Source organism: Eudoraea sp. (assembly GCF_049669105.1).
Taxonomy (GTDB): domain Bacteria; phylum Bacteroidota; class Bacteroidia; order Flavobacteriales; family Flavobacteriaceae; genus Eudoraea.
This window is the reverse complement of sequence record NZ_JBATKE010000022.1, coordinates 1-19,031: the sequence shown is the minus strand read 5'-3', so window position 1 is coordinate 19,031 and position 19,031 is coordinate 1. Positions and strand designations below refer to the sequence as shown.

The following is a 19,031-nucleotide window of genomic DNA, read 5'->3' as shown; positions in this document are numbered from 1 at the left end:
ATTTATGTTGTTATTTAGGTTCGTTAATAATACTCATAATACCCTGCAAAGGTATCACGGCCCATCTGGGTCTTGAATTCATTTCATATCCCAATTCGTAAACTGCCTTTTCAAGCATACAATACTCTAAAAGAAATATTCTTTCCTGGCGATAACCGATATTTATATTATGTTCCTGAATCAGACTGGCATAGGTTTCCAGAAAGACTCCAATAAAGTAACGATAAAGAATCTCCCCTGCCAGAAAAAGATCTTCCTGTGAATATGCATATTCCTCCATATGGTTGAAAATTGTTGCATAAACTGCGTAGTGAAAGGACCGGAAAAGACCCGCTATATCCTTTAATGGTGGCTGCTTAACCTTCCTGTCTCTAATTGTACTTTCTGGCTCTCCTTCAAAATCAAGCAAATAAAAATCATCATCCTGAACCAATACCTGACCCAGATGATAATCTCCGTGAACGCGAATCCTTTCTCCTTTGAGTTTGGTCCAATCAAAGGTTACAAAGCGTTTTCTAATCTCATTTTTTCGCTCCAAAAACTCCTTAGCCAAATCGAGCGATAAACCTTCCAAACGATGAAGATTATTTTCAACAGTATTTAATCTATTCTGAAATTGGTATAGCAATCTATTCTTTAGCCATACCTCGTAATCTCCATTAAAATGAGTGGGTGTGAATGCCGTGTCTTCAAACTCTGAACCCAATGCAATATGCATCTCTGCGGTTCTCTGTGCCAGTACCTGAAGCTTTATGAAAATGTTCAAACCCGCCCAATCAATAATTTCAGGTGGGACATCCCTTATATTTAACCTTTCAAACAATTCCGTCTGAGGCAACTGATGAACGTTTATCCCCTTGTATTCCAGGTTGCTAAAAATTTTATGCAATTCTTTCAACATAAATTCCCAGGCATCACCTTGATTGGGAACCAACTCCTGCATTAATGCTATGGTAACGTTCACATTATCTGCGTCCATTATGCTTATACTACCCTGATAAGCCGGTGTATTTTTGTACCCTTTTCGCTCCGAAAGAAACTGACTCATTTCAAAATCGGGATTTTTATCTGCGTATATCCTTCTGAAGAACTTAATAACCGATTTATCGTTGATTATTACTGAAGTATTACTCTGCTCAAGACCCATAAAACGCGATGATTCATAAACAGTATCATGAAATCCAAGGCTTTTATGGTACCTCACGCGGGTAGTGTCATTTGGTTCCGCATTGACAATACGTTCAAAAACTAACTTCCTAAAAGCCTCAAGGTTTATCGCATCTATTATAAAACCTGCCTGTCCGTTAATGCTTAATGGGAGAATTCTTTCTTTTTCAGCAAAATTCTCGTCCGTAACAAATGCAATGGGTAAAAAATAATGCTGGTAAAATGCCTCTTCAAAGTTCACTTCGAGCAATAATCCATAATATACTTCACCCTTCTGCTGTATCCTGAAGTATTCCCGGAGTTCAATATATTTGAGTTTACTTGCTTTACCTCCATACCATCGTTGATTAACTACATAGGCCTCAAGTACATCGGAAAGAAATACTTTAATAAAGTTCTTATCATCCAACAAATTTTCCCAGGCCACATTAAATGAGTAGGGAGGCTGTAAAATAGAGTCCTGCTTTTTCTTGGACATTCTTAATTTTTAATGTGAAACAAATGAAATGGCAATGCAGGGTGTAATTCTACAAAATTCCACTCATCATACCAAAGATAACTATTGTCGGTGACAAGATCATGCATGGTCGCCCCTTCCTCAATATTAATGGATAAGTCGCTAATTGGTAGTTGTAGCATTCCTCGTTGCGAATAGTGTGAGTCAAGGTTAATTATAACCAATACTTCATCCGATTTATCTTCGTTCCATTTGTAAAAGGCTATAAGCTGGTGATTTTCTATATTACAGAACCTGATATTGTTGGTTTGTTGTAATGCTTCATGATTTTTCCTGGCCTGATTTAAACGTGTAATGATTAGGGTTAGTTTGTTTTTAATAGACCAATCCCAAAATTTGACTTCATATTTTTCCGAATTCAGATACTCTTCTTTTCCCGGCAAAGCATCAGATATCATATACTCAAAAACAGGCCCGTATATTCCAACATTGCCACATAGGGTTGCCGCCAGGGCATAACGTGCAATATGCATGGCCTCATTGGACCCTTGCAGGTGATATGGGTTAATATCCGGTGTATTAGGCCAAAAATTTGGTCGATAATACTCCTTCATTTCTGTTTGGGTAAGCTCCAGCATATATTCAATAATTTCGTGCTTATATACCCTCCATGTAAAATATGTGTATGACTGTGAAAATCCCTGCTTGGCCAACTGCTGCATTACCTTAGGTCTGGAAAAAGCTTCCGCTAAAAAAAGCACATCGGGATGTTTCTTTTTAACCTCAGCAATTAACCAATTCCAAAAATAATAGGGCTTAGTATGAGGATTATCTACGCGAAATATTTGAACTCCAAGACCAACCCATTTTAGTGTCACCGCCAACAGTTCTGACCATAGTTCTTTAAATGCCGGGGTTTCAAAATAGAAGTTTACAATATCCTGATACTTCTTTGGTGGATTCTCCGCATACTGCATAGTTCCGTCGGGCCTTTTTCTGAACCATTCCGGGTTACTTGTTATGTAAGGATGATCTGGGGCTGCCTGAAAAGCTAAATCCAGTGCAATTTCCAAATCCAGTTCTTTTGCTTTTTTTATAAGACTTTTTAGGTCTTCTTCGGTACCTAATTGCGGATGAATTTCTTTATGCCCTCCAAGCTTAGAACCTATTGCCCATGGCACTCCGGAATCTCCTGCCTGAGCATTTGTAGTATTATTTTTTCCTTTTCTGTTAACTTCACCAATTGGGTGTATTGGAGGAAAATAAAGCACATCGAAGCCCATGCCGGCTATTTTAGGCAGAAGGCGCTCACAATCATTAAAAGTACCATGTTTGCCATTCACTGGCGAAGATGACCTTGGAAAAAATTCATACCAGGTGCTGAAATTTGCTTTGAGCCTGTCTACATAAACCTTAAGGTCATCACTGGTATTAGCCAATACACGATTTGGATATTCAACAAATAACTTATGCAGTCTTTCTGAAACCGCATACTTTACAGCTTTCTCGTATAAATCTTCGCTTTGAAAAGACTCAATTAAATCATTTATATACTTTTTGTCAGCAGAACTTATCCTACTTGACAGGGTTTCCAAATGTTGTACGCCGTCCAAAAGTTCACTGTTGACGTGCTGATTATCCTTCAGCTTAGCCTCGATACCATGCTGCCAGTTTTGAGCATGATCTACCCAGGCTGAAATTCTGTAAATATAAAATCCCTGCTTAAGAACTTTAAAGGAAACCCTATGGACATCGTCGCCAAGGTGTTCCATACGTTCCGTATTAAAAGATTTCTCCGCTGAGTGTTTGTATTGGAGTTCTGCCTGAATTATATCATGTCCGTCTCCTATAACATCAGCATATACAGTAACAGATTCTCCAACGACTCGCTTAATAAAATAAGCTCCGCAGTGAAGCTGAGGAGTAATATTTTCAATTACAACACGTTGTTGCCTTAACATCATAATTTAGTTAGTTGGGTTTTGCTAAAAATAGGAAATTATCTGAAATACAATACCTCAAAGCCTCAATTTTTGCCGAATTACAAGATAATCCTGCTGTATAATCTATTTTTGGAACGCTTTTTGTTTCCTGGGTTAAGACAATATGTAAAATTTTAAAAAATTAAAAAGACAGACTTAAAATATTAATCATTAAACATTTACTATTATGAAAAAAATATCATTACTATTTGGCGCATTTTTAACTTTAATTATTTTGTCCTGTGAAGGGCCAACAGGACCTCCGGGACCTCCTGGTTTTGACGGGTTAAACGGCGAAGACGGTATTAATATTTTGGGCCAGGTCCTGGAGATTGAAGGTACTTTTGATGCCGGAAATAACTATTCTCTGTTTTATGAATTCCCACAGACAGTAGAGGTTTTCGAATCTGATGTTGTACTGGTTTACATTTTATGGGATGTTGCGGAAGATGGTAACGGAGAACCCCTTGATATCTGGCGATTATTACCTCAAACTCGTATTTTAAATCAGGGTTTGCTCCAATATAATTATGACTTTACTTTTCTGGATGTAAGTGTCTTTTTAGAATCAGATTTTGACCTTGGAACCCTTTCTCCGGGAGATACAGATAATCAAGTGTTTAGAATAGCTATTGTGCCGGCTGAATTTGCCCAATCCGCAAAAATGGATACTTCAAATATTGGGGAAGTTATGAGCAGCTTAAACATAACAGAAGCAAATATTAGCAGAATTCAATTGTAGTTACATATAGAAATTAAAGTAAAACTATCCCTGCTATATTTAGGCAGGGATTTTTTTATGAAGTTATTCTTAACTTTGAAAGGTTTTGAGTTCAAAACCGTCAAAAAATATAGAAAAAGAAAAAATAGATTATTATGAAAAAGTATGTGTGCATTATTCTTTTGATTTCCATGGGATGCAAAGGGGTTTCTCAGGAAAAAGAAGCAGTAACTGAAAAAGAGGAAGAACAAACAGAGGCATTTAAAGTGGTTAAATCTGAAGAAGAATGGCGTAAAGAACTTACGGATCTGCAATTTTATGTTCTCAGAAAAGCCGGCACTGAAAATCCCGGATCCAGTGAGTTTTTAAAAAATAAAATGGCAGGGACCTATGTATGCGCGGGCTGCGGAACAGCTTTATTCAATAGCGAATACAAATTTGATTCAGGTACGGGATGGCCCAGTTTCGACAGAGAAATTGAGGGGAACGTAGCCTTTGACGTAGATTACAAAATTGGGTATAAAAGAACCGAAGAGCATTGTGCAGTTTGTGGCGGGCATCTTGGCCATGTCTTTGAGGACGGCCCCCGGGAAACCACCGGACTGAGACATTGTATAAATGGAGCCGCACTGCGTTTTGTGCCCGAAGAACAATAGCTACTTGTCTTTTGAATTACAGATCGTTAAGGGTTTTGATATTAGCTTAGAAATAAATGAATTTACAGGAAGATTACTTGATAAGTTTATTATTTGAATGCAAGCGCTATAAATCCCTTGGAGACAAAACTTTTATTCAACTGGATGATTCAGATATTCATTGGAAATATGATAGTTCCGGTAATAGTATTGCGATACTGGTAAAACATTTATCTGGGAATATGCTCAGCAGATGGACTAACTTTCTTACCGAAGATGGCGAAAAAAATGGAGAAACAGGGACTCAGAATTTGAAGCCTCCTACAAAACAAAAAAGGAAATGCTTGTTGCATGGGAAACAGGTTGGAATTGCTTTTTTGATGCAATTGAACAAATAAATCGGGAGACTTTTGAGCGTACAATCAAAATAAGAAACGAACCACATACACTCCCACAGGCCATAAACAGGCAACTGACACATTATTCCTATCACATAGGTCAGATAGTATTGCTGGGTAAAACCATAAAAGGTGAAAACTGGGTATCACTCTCTATACCAAAAGGCCAATCAAAAGCATTTAACAAGGCAAAATTCAAGGATTCATTTAAGATTCTTAACGAAGTTTAAAAGCTTTCAATTTGGTTTTGTAACTTTGCGACCTCATAAATTTAAATCACAAAAAATACTGGAATGGGCAAATTCGATATTATTGTTTTAGGGAGTGGACCTGGAGGTTATGTAACCGCAATCAGAGCATCACAACTTGGATTTAAAACTGCTATTGTAGAAAAAGAGAATCTGGGTGGTGTATGTTTAAATTGGGGATGTATCCCTACCAAAGCCTTATTAAAATCTGCCCAGGTATTTGAATATTTACAACATGCTGCGGATTATGGTCTAAAAGCAGATGGAGTGGATAAAGATTTTGATGCAGTTGTTCAACGAAGCAGAAATGTAGCGGATGGAATGAGCAAGGGGGTTCAATTTCTTATGAAGAAAAATAAAATTGAAGTTATTAATGGTTTTGGAAAATTAGCTCCCGGAAAGAAGGTAATTGTTACAGATTCTGAAGGTAAGGATACGGAATATAGTGCGGAGCATATAATTATTGCCACAGGAGCCAGAAGCAGGGAACTACCCGCCTTGCCTCAGGATGGAAAAAAAATTATTGGTTACCGTAAGGCAATGACTCTGGAGAAACAACCCAAAAAAATGATAGTTGTGGGAAGTGGGGCTATAGGAATTGAATTTGCCTATTTCTACAATGCCATGGGGACCGAAGTAACGGTGGTTGAATTTTTACCAAATATTGTTCCCGTAGAAGATGAAGAGGTTTCGAAACAGCTAGAACGCAGCTTCAAAAAAGCCGGAGTCAAAATTAAAACATCATCTGAGGTTACTCATGTTGATACCTCCGGGGATGGAGTTAAAGCTACCGTAAAAACCGCTAAAGGAGAAGAAATCCTGGAAGCCGATATAGTGCTTTCTGCAGTGGGTATTAAATCAAATATTGAGAATATTGGCCTGGAGGAAGTAGGTATTGCTACCGATAGAGATAAAATTCTTGTAAATGATTACTATGTAACCAACATTCCGGGGTATTATGCCATTGGTGATGTTACCCCGGGGCAGGCACTTGCGCATGTTGCTTCTGCAGAAGGTATTCTTTGTGTAGAAAAAATAGCCGGAATGCATGTAGAACCTTTGGACTATGGTAACATTCCCGGTTGTACTTATTGTATGCCGGAAGTTGCGTCTGTAGGCCTCACAGAGAAACAAGCTATAGAAAAAGGCTATGAACTTAAAGTTGGTAAATTCCCTTTCTCTGCAAGTGGCAAAGCTAAAGCTTCAGGGAATCCCGATGGCTTTGTAAAAGTGATTTTTGATGCTAAATATGGCGAATGGCTAGGCTGTCATATGATAGGTGCCGGCGTAACAGATATGATTGCCGAAGCAGTAGTTGCCCGTAAATTAGAGACAACCGGACACGAAATCCTTAAGGCTGTTCACCCACATCCAACAATGAGTGAAGCCGTAATGGAAGCGGTTGCAGATGCATATGGAGAAGTTATTCACCTTTAGTCCGGTTAATCAATAAAATATATATGCTTAAAATATTTCAACTAAGTGCAATTCTGGAAGGTATCTCCTATTTGCTTTTATTCAGTTTTAGCATGCCTTTAAAATATTGGGCAAATATCACTGAACCTAATGTTTATATTGGTTATATACATGGCTTTTTGTTTATAGCCTATATGATTTTGGCCTTAGTCTTTTCGATTGAAAGGAAAATAGCTCCTAAAAAAATAGTAATGCTTGTACTGGCTTCACTTCTGCCTTTTGGCACATTCTATATGGATGAGAAATACCTAAAACCACTTGCAACCTCATAAAAAACTTCGGATTGCCAACTCATAGCTTTGTAAACCAAATCCTAATATAACGCCTTTAGCCCCGGATGAGATATAAGAAACGTGCCTAAAATCTTCACGTTTATGTGTATTCGAAATATGCACCTCTACTACTGGCGTATTTATAGCCTTAACTGCGTCACCTAAGCCGACAGAAGTGTGCGTATAACTAGCGGCGTTTAAGACTATCCCGTCATAAGAGAAGCCCACTTCCTGAATTTTATCTATTAGTTCGCCTTCTATATTAGACTGGTAATACTCCAGTTCCAAATCCTTAAATTTTGATTGTAAATCAGAAAAGTAAGATTCAAAGGTTTTTCCACCGTAGATTTCAGGTTCTCTTTTCCCCAGAAGGTTAAGGTTCGGGCCGTTAATAATTATAATTTTCATAGGGTTAAAAGTAATAAAATGTATAGTGCAAAAAAAGCACATGAAATACACTTCGTTTATAATATATTTTTAGTCTGTCAATCAGATTATTCATAGGCATATTAACAACTGGTTAAACTGCTTCTTCCGCAAACTGTATATCTGAATTATAGAGATAAAAAAAATCGAAACTTCAAATTAAGAGAAACAAGCAATATCTTTATAGTATGAATTGGAAACAGGCCGAAACAGATTATGAATACTATTTGAAGATAGAACGTGGTTTAGCGGCCAATTCCATTAGCAATTATATAAGAGACGTAGAAAAACTAAGAATATTCCTGGAAAATAATGGAATAGATAAATCCCCTATATCCCTGGATCGTGAAACTTTGCAACTTTTTATATATGAGGTAGCCAAAGAAGTAGGCCCAAGGTCTCAGGCTCGTATAATTTCAGGGCTCAAAAGTTTTTTTAATTATTTAGTTTTTGAAGATTACCGTAAAGACACTCCTTTAGATTTAATAGAATCTCCAAAAATAGGCCGAAAACTCCCAGACACCCTTTCAACTATAGAAATTAATAGTCTTATTAAAGCTATTGATTTATCTACGCCGGAAGGTGAACGTAACAGAGCCATGCTGGAAACACTCTATGGGTGCGGGTTAAGGGTCTCTGAATTAATCGGGCTCAGAATATCTGATCTCTTCTTTGAAGAAGATTTTATCAAAGTTACGGGAAAGGGAGATAAACAACGTTTTGTTCCAATAAGTGATGTAAATAAAAAATATATTACTATTTATCGAAAAGAGGTGCGCAATCATCAAAAAATTCAAAAGGGATTTGAAGATATTTTATTTCTCAACCGAAGAGGAAAGAAACTTACACGAGCTATGATCTTTACAATCATAAAACAACTTGCTGTTAAAATTGATCTATCCAAAAATATAAGTCCACATACTTTCAGACATTCATTTGCGACTCATTTATTGGAAAATGGTGCCGACTTACGTGCTATTCAGCAAATGTTAGGACACGAAAGTATTACGACAACGGAAGTGTACATGCATTTAGATCGTTCACATCTTGCAGAAGTGGTGAACAAATTTCATCCGAGACAAAACTAGTTACTGCCTGCTCTTAACTTTTAATTCTATGGCTATTCATCTGTAAATGAACTATATTACTTGTTTCGTACCCAAAGGCCAATACTTTTAAAATTGTATCTATAAAGTGCGACATCTGATGATTTTTTACCAAGATAACCTCAGAAGTTATGTGTTTGACTATATTTATCTCGAAAATCAAAAATATAGATCATGCGAAAATTAGTATTTCTTGCGGTATTAATAGGGTTTTGTTTCAATTCTCTGAAGGCACAACAAACCAAAGACGAAGTCCTTGTGGAATTAAACAAGAAATCTGAAGCTTATGCCAACATAGCGCAGAATATTTGGGAATTTGCGGAAATGGGATACTTAGAAGAAAAAAGCTCCGCTTTGCTTCAAAAAACAATGAGTGATGAGGGTTTTACGATAAAAAAAGGTGTGGCGGGTATTCCGACCGCATTTATCGCTGAATATGGTAGTGGTGCACCAATAATTGCCATCTTAGGGGAATATGACGCACTTCCCGGCTTATCTCAAAAGGCGGTACCTGAGAGAGAATCTGCAGATAAGTCGGCTGGACATGGATGTGGTCACCATCTTTTTGGCACTGCTTCTGCAGCGGCAGCTATAGCGGTAAAAGACTGGATGCAAGCTAGTAATACAAAAGGAACCATTCGCTTTTATGGCTGTCCCGCAGAAGAAGGTGGCTCTGGTAAAGTATATATGGTGCGGGATGGATTATTTAACGATGTAGATATCGCTTTACACTGGCATCCAGGTGCCGAAAATGAGGCAAACGCAGGTGCCGCACTTGCAAATAAATCCGCTAAATTTAGATTTTACGGAATTTCTGCCCATGCTGCGGGTTCTCCTGAAAAAGGGCGTTCAGCCCTTGATGGGGTGGAGGCCATGAACGTAATGGTAAATATGATGAGGGAACATATTCCGGAAGAAGCCAGGATACACTACGTCATTACAAATGGCGGCAAAGCACCTAATGTTGTACCCGATTTTGCAGAAGTTTACTATTATGCCCGACATGATAAAAGAGATGTTGTGATCAATATATTTGATCGTATTGTTAAAGCAGCAGAGGGAGCCGCATTGGGTACCGGAACAACTACCGATTATGAATTAATTGGAGGTACCCATGAACTATTGCCAAATCTGACATTACAAAAATTAATGTACGACAATCTTACAAAGGTCCAAGGCATTACCTATACACCAGAGGAAATAGTATTTGCAGATAAGATTGCAAAAACTATGGGGTATGACAAAGCTGATTTGGAAATTGCTGAAAACATTCAACCTTACAATACCGTTGGCGAGTCTGCGGGCTCGACAGATGTGGGTGATGTAAGTTTTACGGTACCTACAGCAGGTATGGGTGCGGCAACCTGGGTTCCCGGAACTCCGGCTCATAGCTGGCAGGCCGTGGCTGCAGGTGGGACAACAATTGGTAAAAAAGGAATGATGGTAGCGGCAAAAACCCTGACACTAACTGCAATAGACCTTTTGGCTAACCAGGAGCTAATTAATGAGGCGAAAGCTGAATTTTCAGAACGAAGAGGAGCAGATTTTGTTTATATCCCATTATTGGGAGACAGGCCACCTGCCCTGGACTACAGAAAATAACAAACCCTTATTTAATATTGCACAATGACGGTTTCCTATGGCCGGGAAAAAATATGTTTACATTTAATGAGAAAGCATGTAACAATCCGGAAATAAAACCTACTAATAGATAATTCACTACCAACCCGAAGCGTGAACAACGAACTGGAACACAAATTTGTTACGGAACTTGAGAATAATCAGAATATTGTTCACAAGGTGTGTAGTTTATACACCACGAACAGGGAGGCACACAATGATCTTTTTCAGGAAATAACCATTCAGCTATGGAAAGCATATCCGAAATTCAGAGGAGAATCCAAATTCAGTACATGGATGTACAGAGTAGCTTTAAATACAGCTATAACGCTGTACAGGAAATCGAAAAGAAGTATAAAAACACAGGATTTTGATTCGGTTATTTTTAGAATTAAAACAGATGAATATGATGCCACCGAGGAACAACAACTTCAGTTAATGTATAAAGCTGTGAGGCAGCTGGGAGATATTGAAAAAGCATTGGTATTTCTTTACCTGGAAGACAAAGATTACCGTGAAATTTCCGAGACACTGGGAATTAGTGAGGTGAATGCCAGGGTGAAAATGAACCGTGTTAAAAATAAACTTAGAACCATACTTAATCCCTAAGGTTATGATGGATGAATTAGAATTACTAAAGAAGGACTGGCAAAAAAAGGAGGAACACCATCCTAAATTGTCCTTTGACGAAATCTACAGGATGATTAAAAAGAAGTCATCCTCTACCGTTAAATGGATTTTTTACATAAGTATAATCGAATTTGTCTTTTGGGCGGTTCTTAATTTAATTTCCTATAGTAAGGAATCCTTGGAGCTTGAAAAGACCTGGCATATTTATGAAATTACAACCACGCTTACAATCATAAATTATATTGTATTAATTTATTTTATATATAAGTTTTATTCTAATTACAAACTCATATCCTTAACGGAATCTTCGAGAAAATTAATGAAGACCATCTTAAATGTGAAAAGAACAGTCTCCCAATATGTTTGGTTTAACATAGGAATATTTGTAGCCTACTTAATTGTAAGTCTTTATGGTAATCTGAATTATGGTGCAAGCAGCGAACAAATTAAGGTAGCTGCCTCACAGGCAGGAAATGAAACGCTTTTTTGGGTAATGCTATTTGGAATGGTCCTTGTGGCTATTACCATTGTGTTGATCTTGATCTGGTTTTTCTATAAACTGCTTTATGGAATACTTCTGAAAAGGCTTCGCAAAAATTACAACGAATTAAAAAAGCTGGAGGTTTAACCTCTCCATTTACGTTGTTTGTTTTTCTCTTCATATGCCTGCAATTCCTTTTCGGGAATTACTTTTAAGAATGAAGGATGTTGTTCAATGGCATATTCAAGTTTTTCTATTATGGAATCAACAGATTCATTGTCATAATCTATCTCCAATGGTTCTTTAATAACCAAAGACTGTAGAATACCCTTTTTCTTAATAAGTAGTCCTTGTTTATCAAACGACCTCCTGAAACCATCTATAACCACCGGTACTACCACAGGTTTGTACTTTTTAATAATATGTGCTGTCCCTTTTCGAAGGGGCTTCCAAGGTGTAGTTGTCCCTTGTGGAAAAGTGATGACCCATCCATCATTCAGAGCCATCCCAATATTTGAAATATCACTCATCTTAACCTGCCTGTTGACTTCCTTTCCTTCCGCACGCCAGGTTCTTTCTATACTCACGGAACCTACGTAAGCGAACATTTTTGTTAAGAGACTCTTTCTCATGGTTTCCGCCGCGGCCACATAGTAAATATTCAATTTGGGGTTCCATAAATATCCTATATTTTTTATGGAATCATCCCTTCCGTGTAAACTTGCATTAAACACATGGAACATGGCAACCACATCAGCAAAATAGGTCTGATGATTACTTACAAATAATACATTTTTATCAGGAAGGTTGCGTATTATTTCAGAACCTTCTATTTCAAGAGTATTAAAACCTTTATACCGCTGATGGGTGATAAGTCCCAAACTGCGAATTAACCACTTCTTTATAAATAAAATATGTCCAAATGGATTTTCCTTAAATAACCCCATAGACTACAAAACTACAAAATATGACTTATAACACCTGTTTGAAAAGTTCTTTGATTTCACTTAGCATCATCGCCGTTGCTCCCCAAACGGTATAACCCATTAATTTAAAGGCAGGTACCTCAATATTATTTGCGTAAGAAGTTGTGAGAATCTGAGTGGTCATTTTAGAATCATCCATAAAATCAATCAGAGGTACCTCAACCAATTCCTCTACTTCATCTTCCTGTTTTACAAAAGGTTGTCTTTTATCATATAACCCTATATAGGGTCTTACTTCAAAATTACTTGGCGGGATATAAATTTCGCTTAAAGATCTGATTATTTGAATATCCCCCGGTTTTACACCAACTTCTTCATGAGTTTCACGCAAGGCCGTTTCAAGTAAATCTTTATCTTTTTTTTCAGCTCTCCCTCCGGGAAATCCAATTTGATTAGAATGTACCCCGGGATAGGTGTTTCGTAAAATGAGTAACAGATTTGTTAACTGCCTTTCATCTGGATAAAATAAAGCGACAACCCCTGCCTTTTTTGGAATTGTGTTCTTCCTTTTCATTGCTTTTAACTCCTGAATACGGATTTCAGGAGCCATTTTATAGTGTGAAGGTGTCCCCGGAAGAGGGAGTTTTTTTATTTTTGCTACCTGAAGTGCAAAATCATTATAATTCATGTCTTATTTAAAATTTACCTGCCTTGCAATATTACCACTATTTTTTTTTGGTGCATGCAAACAATCCCCGGCTTCAAACCCCAAGGAAGAAAATACAAAACCCCTTAAAGTAGAGACCGTAGTAGCAGATACAATAGCTGAAATCAAAGAGGAGGAAACATTTTTACTCACCGAAGAAAATGCCATAGATTTCTTTTTTGATTACCAAAAAAATCTAAAAACTACCAAAGTAAAGCTTACTACCAGTTTGGGTAGTTTTACGGTACAGCTCTATGATAATGTCCCTTATCACAAGGCAAACTTTATTTACCTCACGAAAAAAGGATATTTTGACAATACCATGTTCCACAGAGTTGTAAAAGATTTTATCATACAGGGAGGCAATGCAGACAACGTTGAAACGGCCCGTAAACGAAAAGAAATTGGCAGATACCTTCTACCTCCTGATACCAGAAAAGGTTATAAGCATCACAGAGGAACAATTTCTATGCCCAGTAGTGAAATAGATAATCCGCATATGCTTGCCTCTCCTTATGAGTTTTTTATTGTTGTGACAAATCCCGGTTCCTACCATTTAGATGGCGATTTCACACCCTTTGGAAAAGTTATTAGTGGTATGGATGTGGTTGATAAAATTAACCGGCAACCTGTAGATACCGGAGACTGGCCTATGCAAAATATCAATATTCTTAAAGCAGAAATTGTTGAATGATTATTTAGTTTTATAAATAGAGGGAAGTGCAATTTTGTATTTTACTGCCACTAAACGAATCCCAATAACTATTAGGAAAGAAGCCAGATAAACGTATTCATCACCTAAAGGCAATTTTCGTAACAGGAAATAACTCAACCCTCCCACTACACAAGCTGTGGCATATATCTCTTTGCGAAAGATAACCGGTATTTCATTACATAAGATATCTCTGATAACGCCTCCAAAACTAGCTGTTATAGTACCCAAAATAATGCACATTACAGGAAGTAAGTTAACGTTTAGGCCCTTTTCTATTCCGACCATAGTGTACAAACCTATTCCAAGCGTATCAAAAAAGAATAATGATTTTCGTAAATATCTAAGTTTTTCCCTGAAAATAATGGCCAGAATAACAGTCCCTATAATGGTAATTATATAAGTAGATTCAAGCATCCAGGCCACAGGAGTATTGCCAATAAGCAAATCTCTAAGTGTACCACCTCCTACCGCTGTGACAAATGCAATTATAAATACTCCAAATAGATCCAGGCGTTTATCCATGGCTACAAGCACACCAGATATTGCAAAAGCTACAGTGCCAAGCAGATCCATTAAAAAGTAAAACATAATTCCTCCTTTTTAGATATATCTTATTTTGAGCGTTAAAACTATAAAAATAAACTTAGCCAGGACAAGAGGCTATAAAAGAATTGATTTTTGTAAATATGACAATATTATCGTAAACTTAAATCATGGGAACTGTGAAGTAAAATCAACCCAATGTAGCCTAGATTGAAATTATAATATGGATTTAAAAAAAGGACGCCTCAACACTGGTTATTTCTTTCTTGGGTTATTTGCCATTTTCATTGGGTTATATCCATTGCGATTTATTGGACTTCCTTATGAACAAAGTCTTTTAGGATCAAAATCCGAGACACTACTAAATAGTTCTATCTATCTGGCCGCTTTTTATACGCATATTTTTTTAGGCGGACTTGCCCTGCTAACGGGGTTTTCTCAATTTTACAAAAAGCTTAGAAGAAAAAGACCAGCGTTGCATAGGGTTTTAGGGAAAATTTATGTTGGAGCTGTCTTCCTAAGCGGGATTGCGGGATTGAGTATTGCTTTTTTTGCTACAGGAGGGATAATTCCCGCTCTTGGATTTGCGGGATTAGCCTTACTTTGGCTTTTTACCACTTCAAATGCCTACATCAGTATTAAAAAAATGAATATTGATGCACATCAGCGCTGGATGATCCGAAGTTACGCCCTCTGCTTTGCCGCTGTTACACTTCGTCTTTACCTGCCTTTATTCACTGGGTTAATGCAGATGGACTTTATTCCGGCTTATAAGATTATTGCCTGGTTGTGTTGGGTCCCAAATATTCTTATTGCGGAGTTTTTTATCGTAAGAAGACTTAACTGAATCTTCTGATTGTTTAGAGGACTCCCTTTCTGCCTATTTAGAAGTAAAAAATGATAAAATAGAGTTATTTTTTAAGAAAATTGAGTTTATTTTTATCATTACTTTTAGAAAATGATCTCTTAGTATCTAAAATCAATCCATTATAGCTAAAAATGAGCTAATAGGATTAAAATAACTATTGTTAAGTAAAATTCTTCTTATAACAATATTTAAGAAGAAAACCTGAAGTCTTGTATTCATGAAATTTTTATTTCTAATAATTTTCATAGTAATAATGTCCAAACCTTTTGTTCTATTTGATTTCTCTAAAGAAAGTAATATTCAAAACTGGAGTGTGGTGAATGATGGTGTAATGGGAGGTCTGTCAAAAGGGAACTTCTCAGTTAATGATAAAGGAGATGGCTTTTTTACTGGGCATGTATCTCTCGAAAATAATGGTGGTTTCTCTTCCGTTCGTTACAATTTCGAATCAAAATCGGTAAGCAGTTATAAGAAAATTACTATACGTCTTAAAGGCGATGGTAAGCGATATCAAATAAGGGTAAAAACCAGGGTTTCAGATTATTATTCATATATCGCCTATATTAATACTAATGGAGAATGGCAGACTTTGGAAATTCTGTTTTCAAATATGATCCCGTCATTTCGTGGAAATAAACTAGATCTTCCCAATTACCCTGGGGAATATATGGAGCAATTTGCGATTTTGATTGGCAACAAAAAAAATGAAGATTTTAAATTATATCTTGACAAAATAGAATTAGAATAGCCAGCATATACAACTTAAAATATTTTATAATAAAAAACCAATATGAATAAACAATACCTCCTGCTCCTTTTAATCTTTTTTGTTGTGGCCATGAATGCCCAGAATATTAAAGGATTTAAACCTGAAAATTTAAAAAAACAATTAGATCTGGAAGCCTCTTTTGATGCCAAAATATCCACAGGTAATTTGGATTCCTGGATGAAAAAAATGGCTGCCCGGCCCCATTATGTAGGTAGTGAATATGGAAAAGAAAATGCAGAATGGATTTTGAAGCAATTCAAATCCTGGGGCTATGATGCAAAAATAGAAACCTACCAGGTTCTCTTTCCTTATCCTAAAGTTAGAATTCTCGAATTAACAGAACCCAAAGCATATAAGGCTAAATTAACTGCAGTACCCGTTCCTGGTGATAAATATACTGAGCAGGGAGATGAGTTATTACCCAGCTATAATGCATTCTCTACGGACGGTGATGTTGAGGCAGAACTCGTATTTGTGAACTACGGCATACCGGCAGACTACGAAGAGCTGGAAAAACTGGGAATAGACGTAAAAGGAAAAATAGTTATCGCTAAATATTACGGATCCTGGCGCGGAATTAAACCAAAATTAGCCGCTGAAAAGGGAGCTATAGGCTGTATCATTTATTCAGATCCTGAGGATGACGGTTATGTTCAGGGAGATGTTTATCCAAAAGGGGCATTTAAAAATAAGACCGGAGTGCAACGAGGATCTGTAATGGATATGCCTCTTTACCCCGGAGATGTCCTTACACCCGGTTATGGAGCCACAGTTGAAGCTGATAGATTGGACAGAAAAGACGCTCCTACAATAACAAAAATACCTGTATTACCTATTTCCTATGAAGATGCTGAACCATTGATCGAAGCACTTGGAGGTTTGGTCGCTCCTGCTTCATGGCGGGGAGGATTACCAATTACCTATCATATAGGACCAGGGCCTGCAAAAGTTCATTTAAAACTTGAATTTGACTGGCAATTACAACCGGCTTACAATGTCTTAGCCACCCTTTCAGGTTCCGAATTTCCAAATGAATGGGTTTTGCGTGGCAACCATCATGATGCGTGGGTGCATGGTGCTGCCGATCCTGTGAGTGGTATGGTGGCTTTAATGGAGGAAGCGAGAGTAATTGGTGAATTAGCTAAAAAAGGACAGCGCCCAAAAAGAACTTTGGTATACTGCGCATGGGATGCCGAGGAACCAGGACTGATTGGCTCAACGGAATGGGTGGAACATCATAAAGAAGAACTGCAGAAAAAAGCCGTTGCATACATTAATACCGACGGGAACGGCAGAGGTTTTTTCAACGCTGGGGGCTCCCATACCCTGCAGACCTTGGTAAGTGAAGTAGCCGAGGTTGTTTCAGATCCCCAGAAAGGTGTTTCTATTAAAGAAAGAAAAATTGCAAAGGACATGATAAATGGAGGAGATGATAAATTTGAGCTTTATGCCCTGGGCTCAGGATCTGATTACACTCCATTTATTCAACATGCGGGAATTGCTTCGCTAAATTTAGGATTTGGCGGCGAAAATGCCGGTGGAGAATATCATACTATCTATGATACTTATACCCATTATAAACGTTTTAAGGATCCTGAATTTGCCTACGGGGCGGCCCTGGCAAAGACAGCAGGCAGAATTGTATTGCGACTCGCAAATGCCGATATTTTACCATTCGCATTCGACCCCTTGCGTGAGACAGTATCAACCTATCTTGAGGAAGTAATTAAGTCTTGCGAAACCATGAGAGAAGCTGTGGAAAAACATAATAAGCTGATCGATGAAAATGCCTTTTATCTGGCCTCAGATCCGGTTAAACCCTTTATTGAACCTAAGAAAAAAGAGCATATACCTTATCTGGATTTTACACCTATTCTAAATAGTATGATCAGCCTCAGGGCAACAATTGTTTTGTTCAATTCAATAGATATAAATTCACTTTCTGATAGCGAACTTGAAACAATGAATAAGCAACTAATGCATTCCGAACTTGCTTTAACAGATGCCTCCGGATTACCCAGAAGACCATGGTACAAACATCAGATTTATGCACCAGGCTTCTATACCGGTTATGGAGTTAAAACCTTACCTGGTGTTAGGGAAGCTATAGAGCAAAAAGAATGGCCGGAAGCTCAGGAACAAATCAAAAAACTAGCTCAAACCCTGAATAATTTAAATAATCATATTAAATCTATTTATTCCATTACTAAGAATAAATAGTCATATTTTAAAGTAATCCCGTTAATTAAATAATAATGATTTCAAACAGATACGTCTCATTTATTATCGCATTAATAACAATAGGCTTATTGGCACACTCATGTAGTCAAAAGTCAAAAATACCAAAGGAAACTCCCTTAACTTACAAGTTGGATTCTTTATCTGCAGCGACCTTGGTTGATGTAAGTCAGGAGTATATTTCGCCAAAATTGGCAGATGGATTAAAATTGGACTTATGGGCATCAGATTCATTGGCTCCGGATCCCATTGCCATTGACATAGATGATGAAGGCAATGTATATCTAACGAGAACCAACAGGCAAAAAAATTCTGAATTTGATATCAGGGGGCATCAGGATTGGATGACGGCCTCCATTAGTCTACAAACGGTAGAAGACAGGCGTGCTTTTTTGCGCAAAACATTCGCTCCTGAGCTCAGCAAAGAGAACGAATGGTTTCCTGATCTAAATAACGACAGTATACACGACTGGAAGGATCTCACCGTTGAAAAAGATGAAATATGGAAACTGGAAGACACCGACAAGGATGGTGTTGCTGATGTTTCCAGACGTATTTTGGAAGATTTTAATGAAGAAATTACAGATGTTGCAGGCGCCTTATTAGTGCGGGAGGATGATATTTTTGTTGGTATAGGACCCGATATG

General features: G+C 37.5%; 19 protein-coding genes and 1 pseudogene. 14 read left to right on the top strand and 6 right to left on the bottom strand.

Annotated features, from left to right (window positions below; genetic code table 11):
• Positions 1-10 precede the first annotated feature (10 nt).
• Positions 11-1,645, bottom strand: a complete 1,635-nt coding sequence (locus WBM60_RS01540) for a trehalose synthase (protein WP_424260289.1) — start codon at positions 1,643-1,645, stop codon at positions 11-13.
• A gap of 2 nt (positions 1,646-1,647) precedes the next feature.
• A complete protein-coding gene (locus tag WBM60_RS01535) occupies positions 1,648-3,588 on the bottom strand; it encodes an alpha-1,4-glucan--maltose-1-phosphate maltosyltransferase (protein WP_424282674.1) in 1,941 nt (646 codons plus the stop codon).
• Positions 3,589-3,793: 205 nt separating this feature from the next.
• Here WBM60_RS01535 and WBM60_RS01530 point away from each other — a divergent pair, with 205 nt between their 5' ends.
• The 5 genes and pseudogenes from WBM60_RS01530 (at position 3,794) to WBM60_RS01510 (ending at position 7,356) form a co-directional block, all read left to right on the top strand.
• Positions 3,794-4,348, top strand: coding sequence for a collagen-like protein (locus tag WBM60_RS01530; protein WP_424260293.1), 555 nt, complete (start codon positions 3,794-3,796; stop codon positions 4,346-4,348).
• 134 nt (positions 4,349-4,482) lie between these two features.
• Positions 4,483-4,983, top strand: a complete 501-nt coding sequence (msrB, locus tag WBM60_RS01525; protein WP_424260295.1) for a peptide-methionine (R)-S-oxide reductase MsrB — start codon at positions 4,483-4,485, stop codon at positions 4,981-4,983.
• Positions 4,984-5,039: 56 nt separating this feature from the next.
• Positions 5,040-5,590: pseudogene (locus WBM60_RS01520) on the top strand (DUF1572 family protein).
• Positions 5,591-5,653: 63 nt separating this feature from the next.
• On the top strand, positions 5,654-7,045 hold the full coding sequence (gene lpdA / locus WBM60_RS01515; RefSeq protein WP_424260297.1) for a dihydrolipoyl dehydrogenase: 1,392 nt from the start codon (positions 5,654-5,656) through the stop codon (positions 7,043-7,045).
• Between the two features lie 23 nt (positions 7,046-7,068).
• A complete protein-coding gene (locus tag WBM60_RS01510; protein ID WP_424260299.1) occupies positions 7,069-7,356 on the top strand; it encodes a DUF3817 domain-containing protein in 288 nt (95 codons plus the stop codon).
• Here the strand turns inward: WBM60_RS01510 and aroQ are convergent.
• Positions 7,351-7,764 carry a type II 3-dehydroquinate dehydratase gene (aroQ, locus tag WBM60_RS01505; protein ID WP_424276421.1) on the bottom strand — a complete coding sequence of 138 codons (414 nt, stop codon included), beginning with the start codon at positions 7,762-7,764 and terminating at the stop codon, positions 7,351-7,353. The two genes, WBM60_RS01510 and aroQ, sit on opposite strands and share 6 nt — an antisense overlap.
• Positions 7,765-7,970: 206 nt before the next feature.
• On the opposite strand from aroQ, the gene WBM60_RS01500 reads away from it, so the two are divergent.
• The 4 genes from WBM60_RS01500 to WBM60_RS01485 all read left to right on the top strand — a co-directional run bounded on the left by WBM60_RS01500 (position 7,971) and on the right by WBM60_RS01485 (position 11,766).
• Entirely contained in the window at positions 7,971-8,870 is a 900-nt protein-coding gene (locus tag WBM60_RS01500; RefSeq protein ID WP_424282673.1) for a site-specific tyrosine recombinase, read from the top strand.
• A 192-nt stretch (positions 8,871-9,062) separates the two neighbouring features.
• A complete protein-coding gene (locus WBM60_RS01495) occupies positions 9,063-10,490 on the top strand; it encodes an amidohydrolase (protein WP_424282672.1) in 1,428 nt (475 codons plus the stop codon).
• Between the two features lie 132 nt (positions 10,491-10,622).
• Positions 10,623-11,117 (top strand): RNA polymerase sigma factor, encoded by a 495-nt coding sequence (locus WBM60_RS01490; protein WP_424262580.1) that lies wholly within the window; start codon positions 10,623-10,625, stop codon positions 11,115-11,117.
• 4 nt (positions 11,118-11,121) lie between these two features.
• Positions 11,122-11,766, top strand: a complete 645-nt coding sequence (locus WBM60_RS01485) for a hypothetical protein (protein ID WP_424262578.1) — start codon at positions 11,122-11,124, stop codon at positions 11,764-11,766.
• Here WBM60_RS01485 and WBM60_RS01480 read toward each other — a convergent pair.
• Together WBM60_RS01480 and WBM60_RS01475 are read right to left on the bottom strand one after the other, a co-directional pair.
• The gene (locus tag WBM60_RS01480; RefSeq protein ID WP_299163478.1) at positions 11,763-12,566 is read right to left on the bottom strand and encodes a lysophospholipid acyltransferase family protein; all 804 of its coding nucleotides are present in this window, start codon (positions 12,564-12,566) and stop codon (positions 11,763-11,765) included. The two genes, WBM60_RS01485 and WBM60_RS01480, sit on opposite strands and share 4 nt — an antisense overlap.
• A gap of 25 nt (positions 12,567-12,591) precedes the next feature.
• Positions 12,592-13,233: an NUDIX hydrolase gene (locus tag WBM60_RS01475; RefSeq protein ID WP_424276817.1), complete on the bottom strand. Its 642-nt coding sequence runs from the start codon at positions 13,231-13,233 to the stop codon at positions 12,592-12,594.
• Between WBM60_RS01475 and WBM60_RS01470 the strand changes: the two genes are divergently transcribed.
• The gene (locus WBM60_RS01470) at positions 13,232-13,945 is read left to right on the top strand and encodes a peptidylprolyl isomerase (protein ID WP_424276818.1); all 714 of its coding nucleotides are present in this window, start codon (positions 13,232-13,234) and stop codon (positions 13,943-13,945) included. The two genes, WBM60_RS01475 and WBM60_RS01470, sit on opposite strands and share 2 nt — an antisense overlap.
• Here the strand turns inward: WBM60_RS01470 and WBM60_RS01465 are convergent, their stop codons facing one another.
• On the bottom strand, positions 13,946-14,554 hold the full coding sequence (locus WBM60_RS01465) for a trimeric intracellular cation channel family protein (RefSeq protein ID WP_299163482.1): 609 nt from the start codon (positions 14,552-14,554) through the stop codon (positions 13,946-13,948).
• A 178-nt stretch (positions 14,555-14,732) separates the two neighbouring features.
• On the opposite strand from WBM60_RS01465, the gene WBM60_RS01460 reads away from it, so the two are divergent.
• The 4 genes from WBM60_RS01460 to WBM60_RS01445 all read left to right on the top strand — a co-directional run.
• The gene (locus WBM60_RS01460) at positions 14,733-15,356 is read left to right on the top strand and encodes a DUF2306 domain-containing protein (RefSeq protein ID WP_424264293.1); all 624 of its coding nucleotides are present in this window, start codon (positions 14,733-14,735) and stop codon (positions 15,354-15,356) included.
• Between the two features lie 274 nt (positions 15,357-15,630).
• A complete protein-coding gene (locus WBM60_RS01455; RefSeq protein WP_424278224.1) occupies positions 15,631-16,125 on the top strand; it encodes a CIA30 family protein in 495 nt (164 codons plus the stop codon).
• A gap of 42 nt (positions 16,126-16,167) precedes the next feature.
• Complete coding sequence (locus tag WBM60_RS01450) at positions 16,168-18,366, top strand: M28 family metallopeptidase (RefSeq protein WP_424282671.1); 2,199 nt, start codon at positions 16,168-16,170, stop codon at positions 18,364-18,366.
• Between the two features lie 35 nt (positions 18,367-18,401).
• Positions 18,402-19,031, top strand: a 630-nt coding sequence (locus WBM60_RS01445; RefSeq protein ID WP_424282670.1) for a DUF7133 domain-containing protein, incomplete at its 3' end; no start/stop codon positions are given.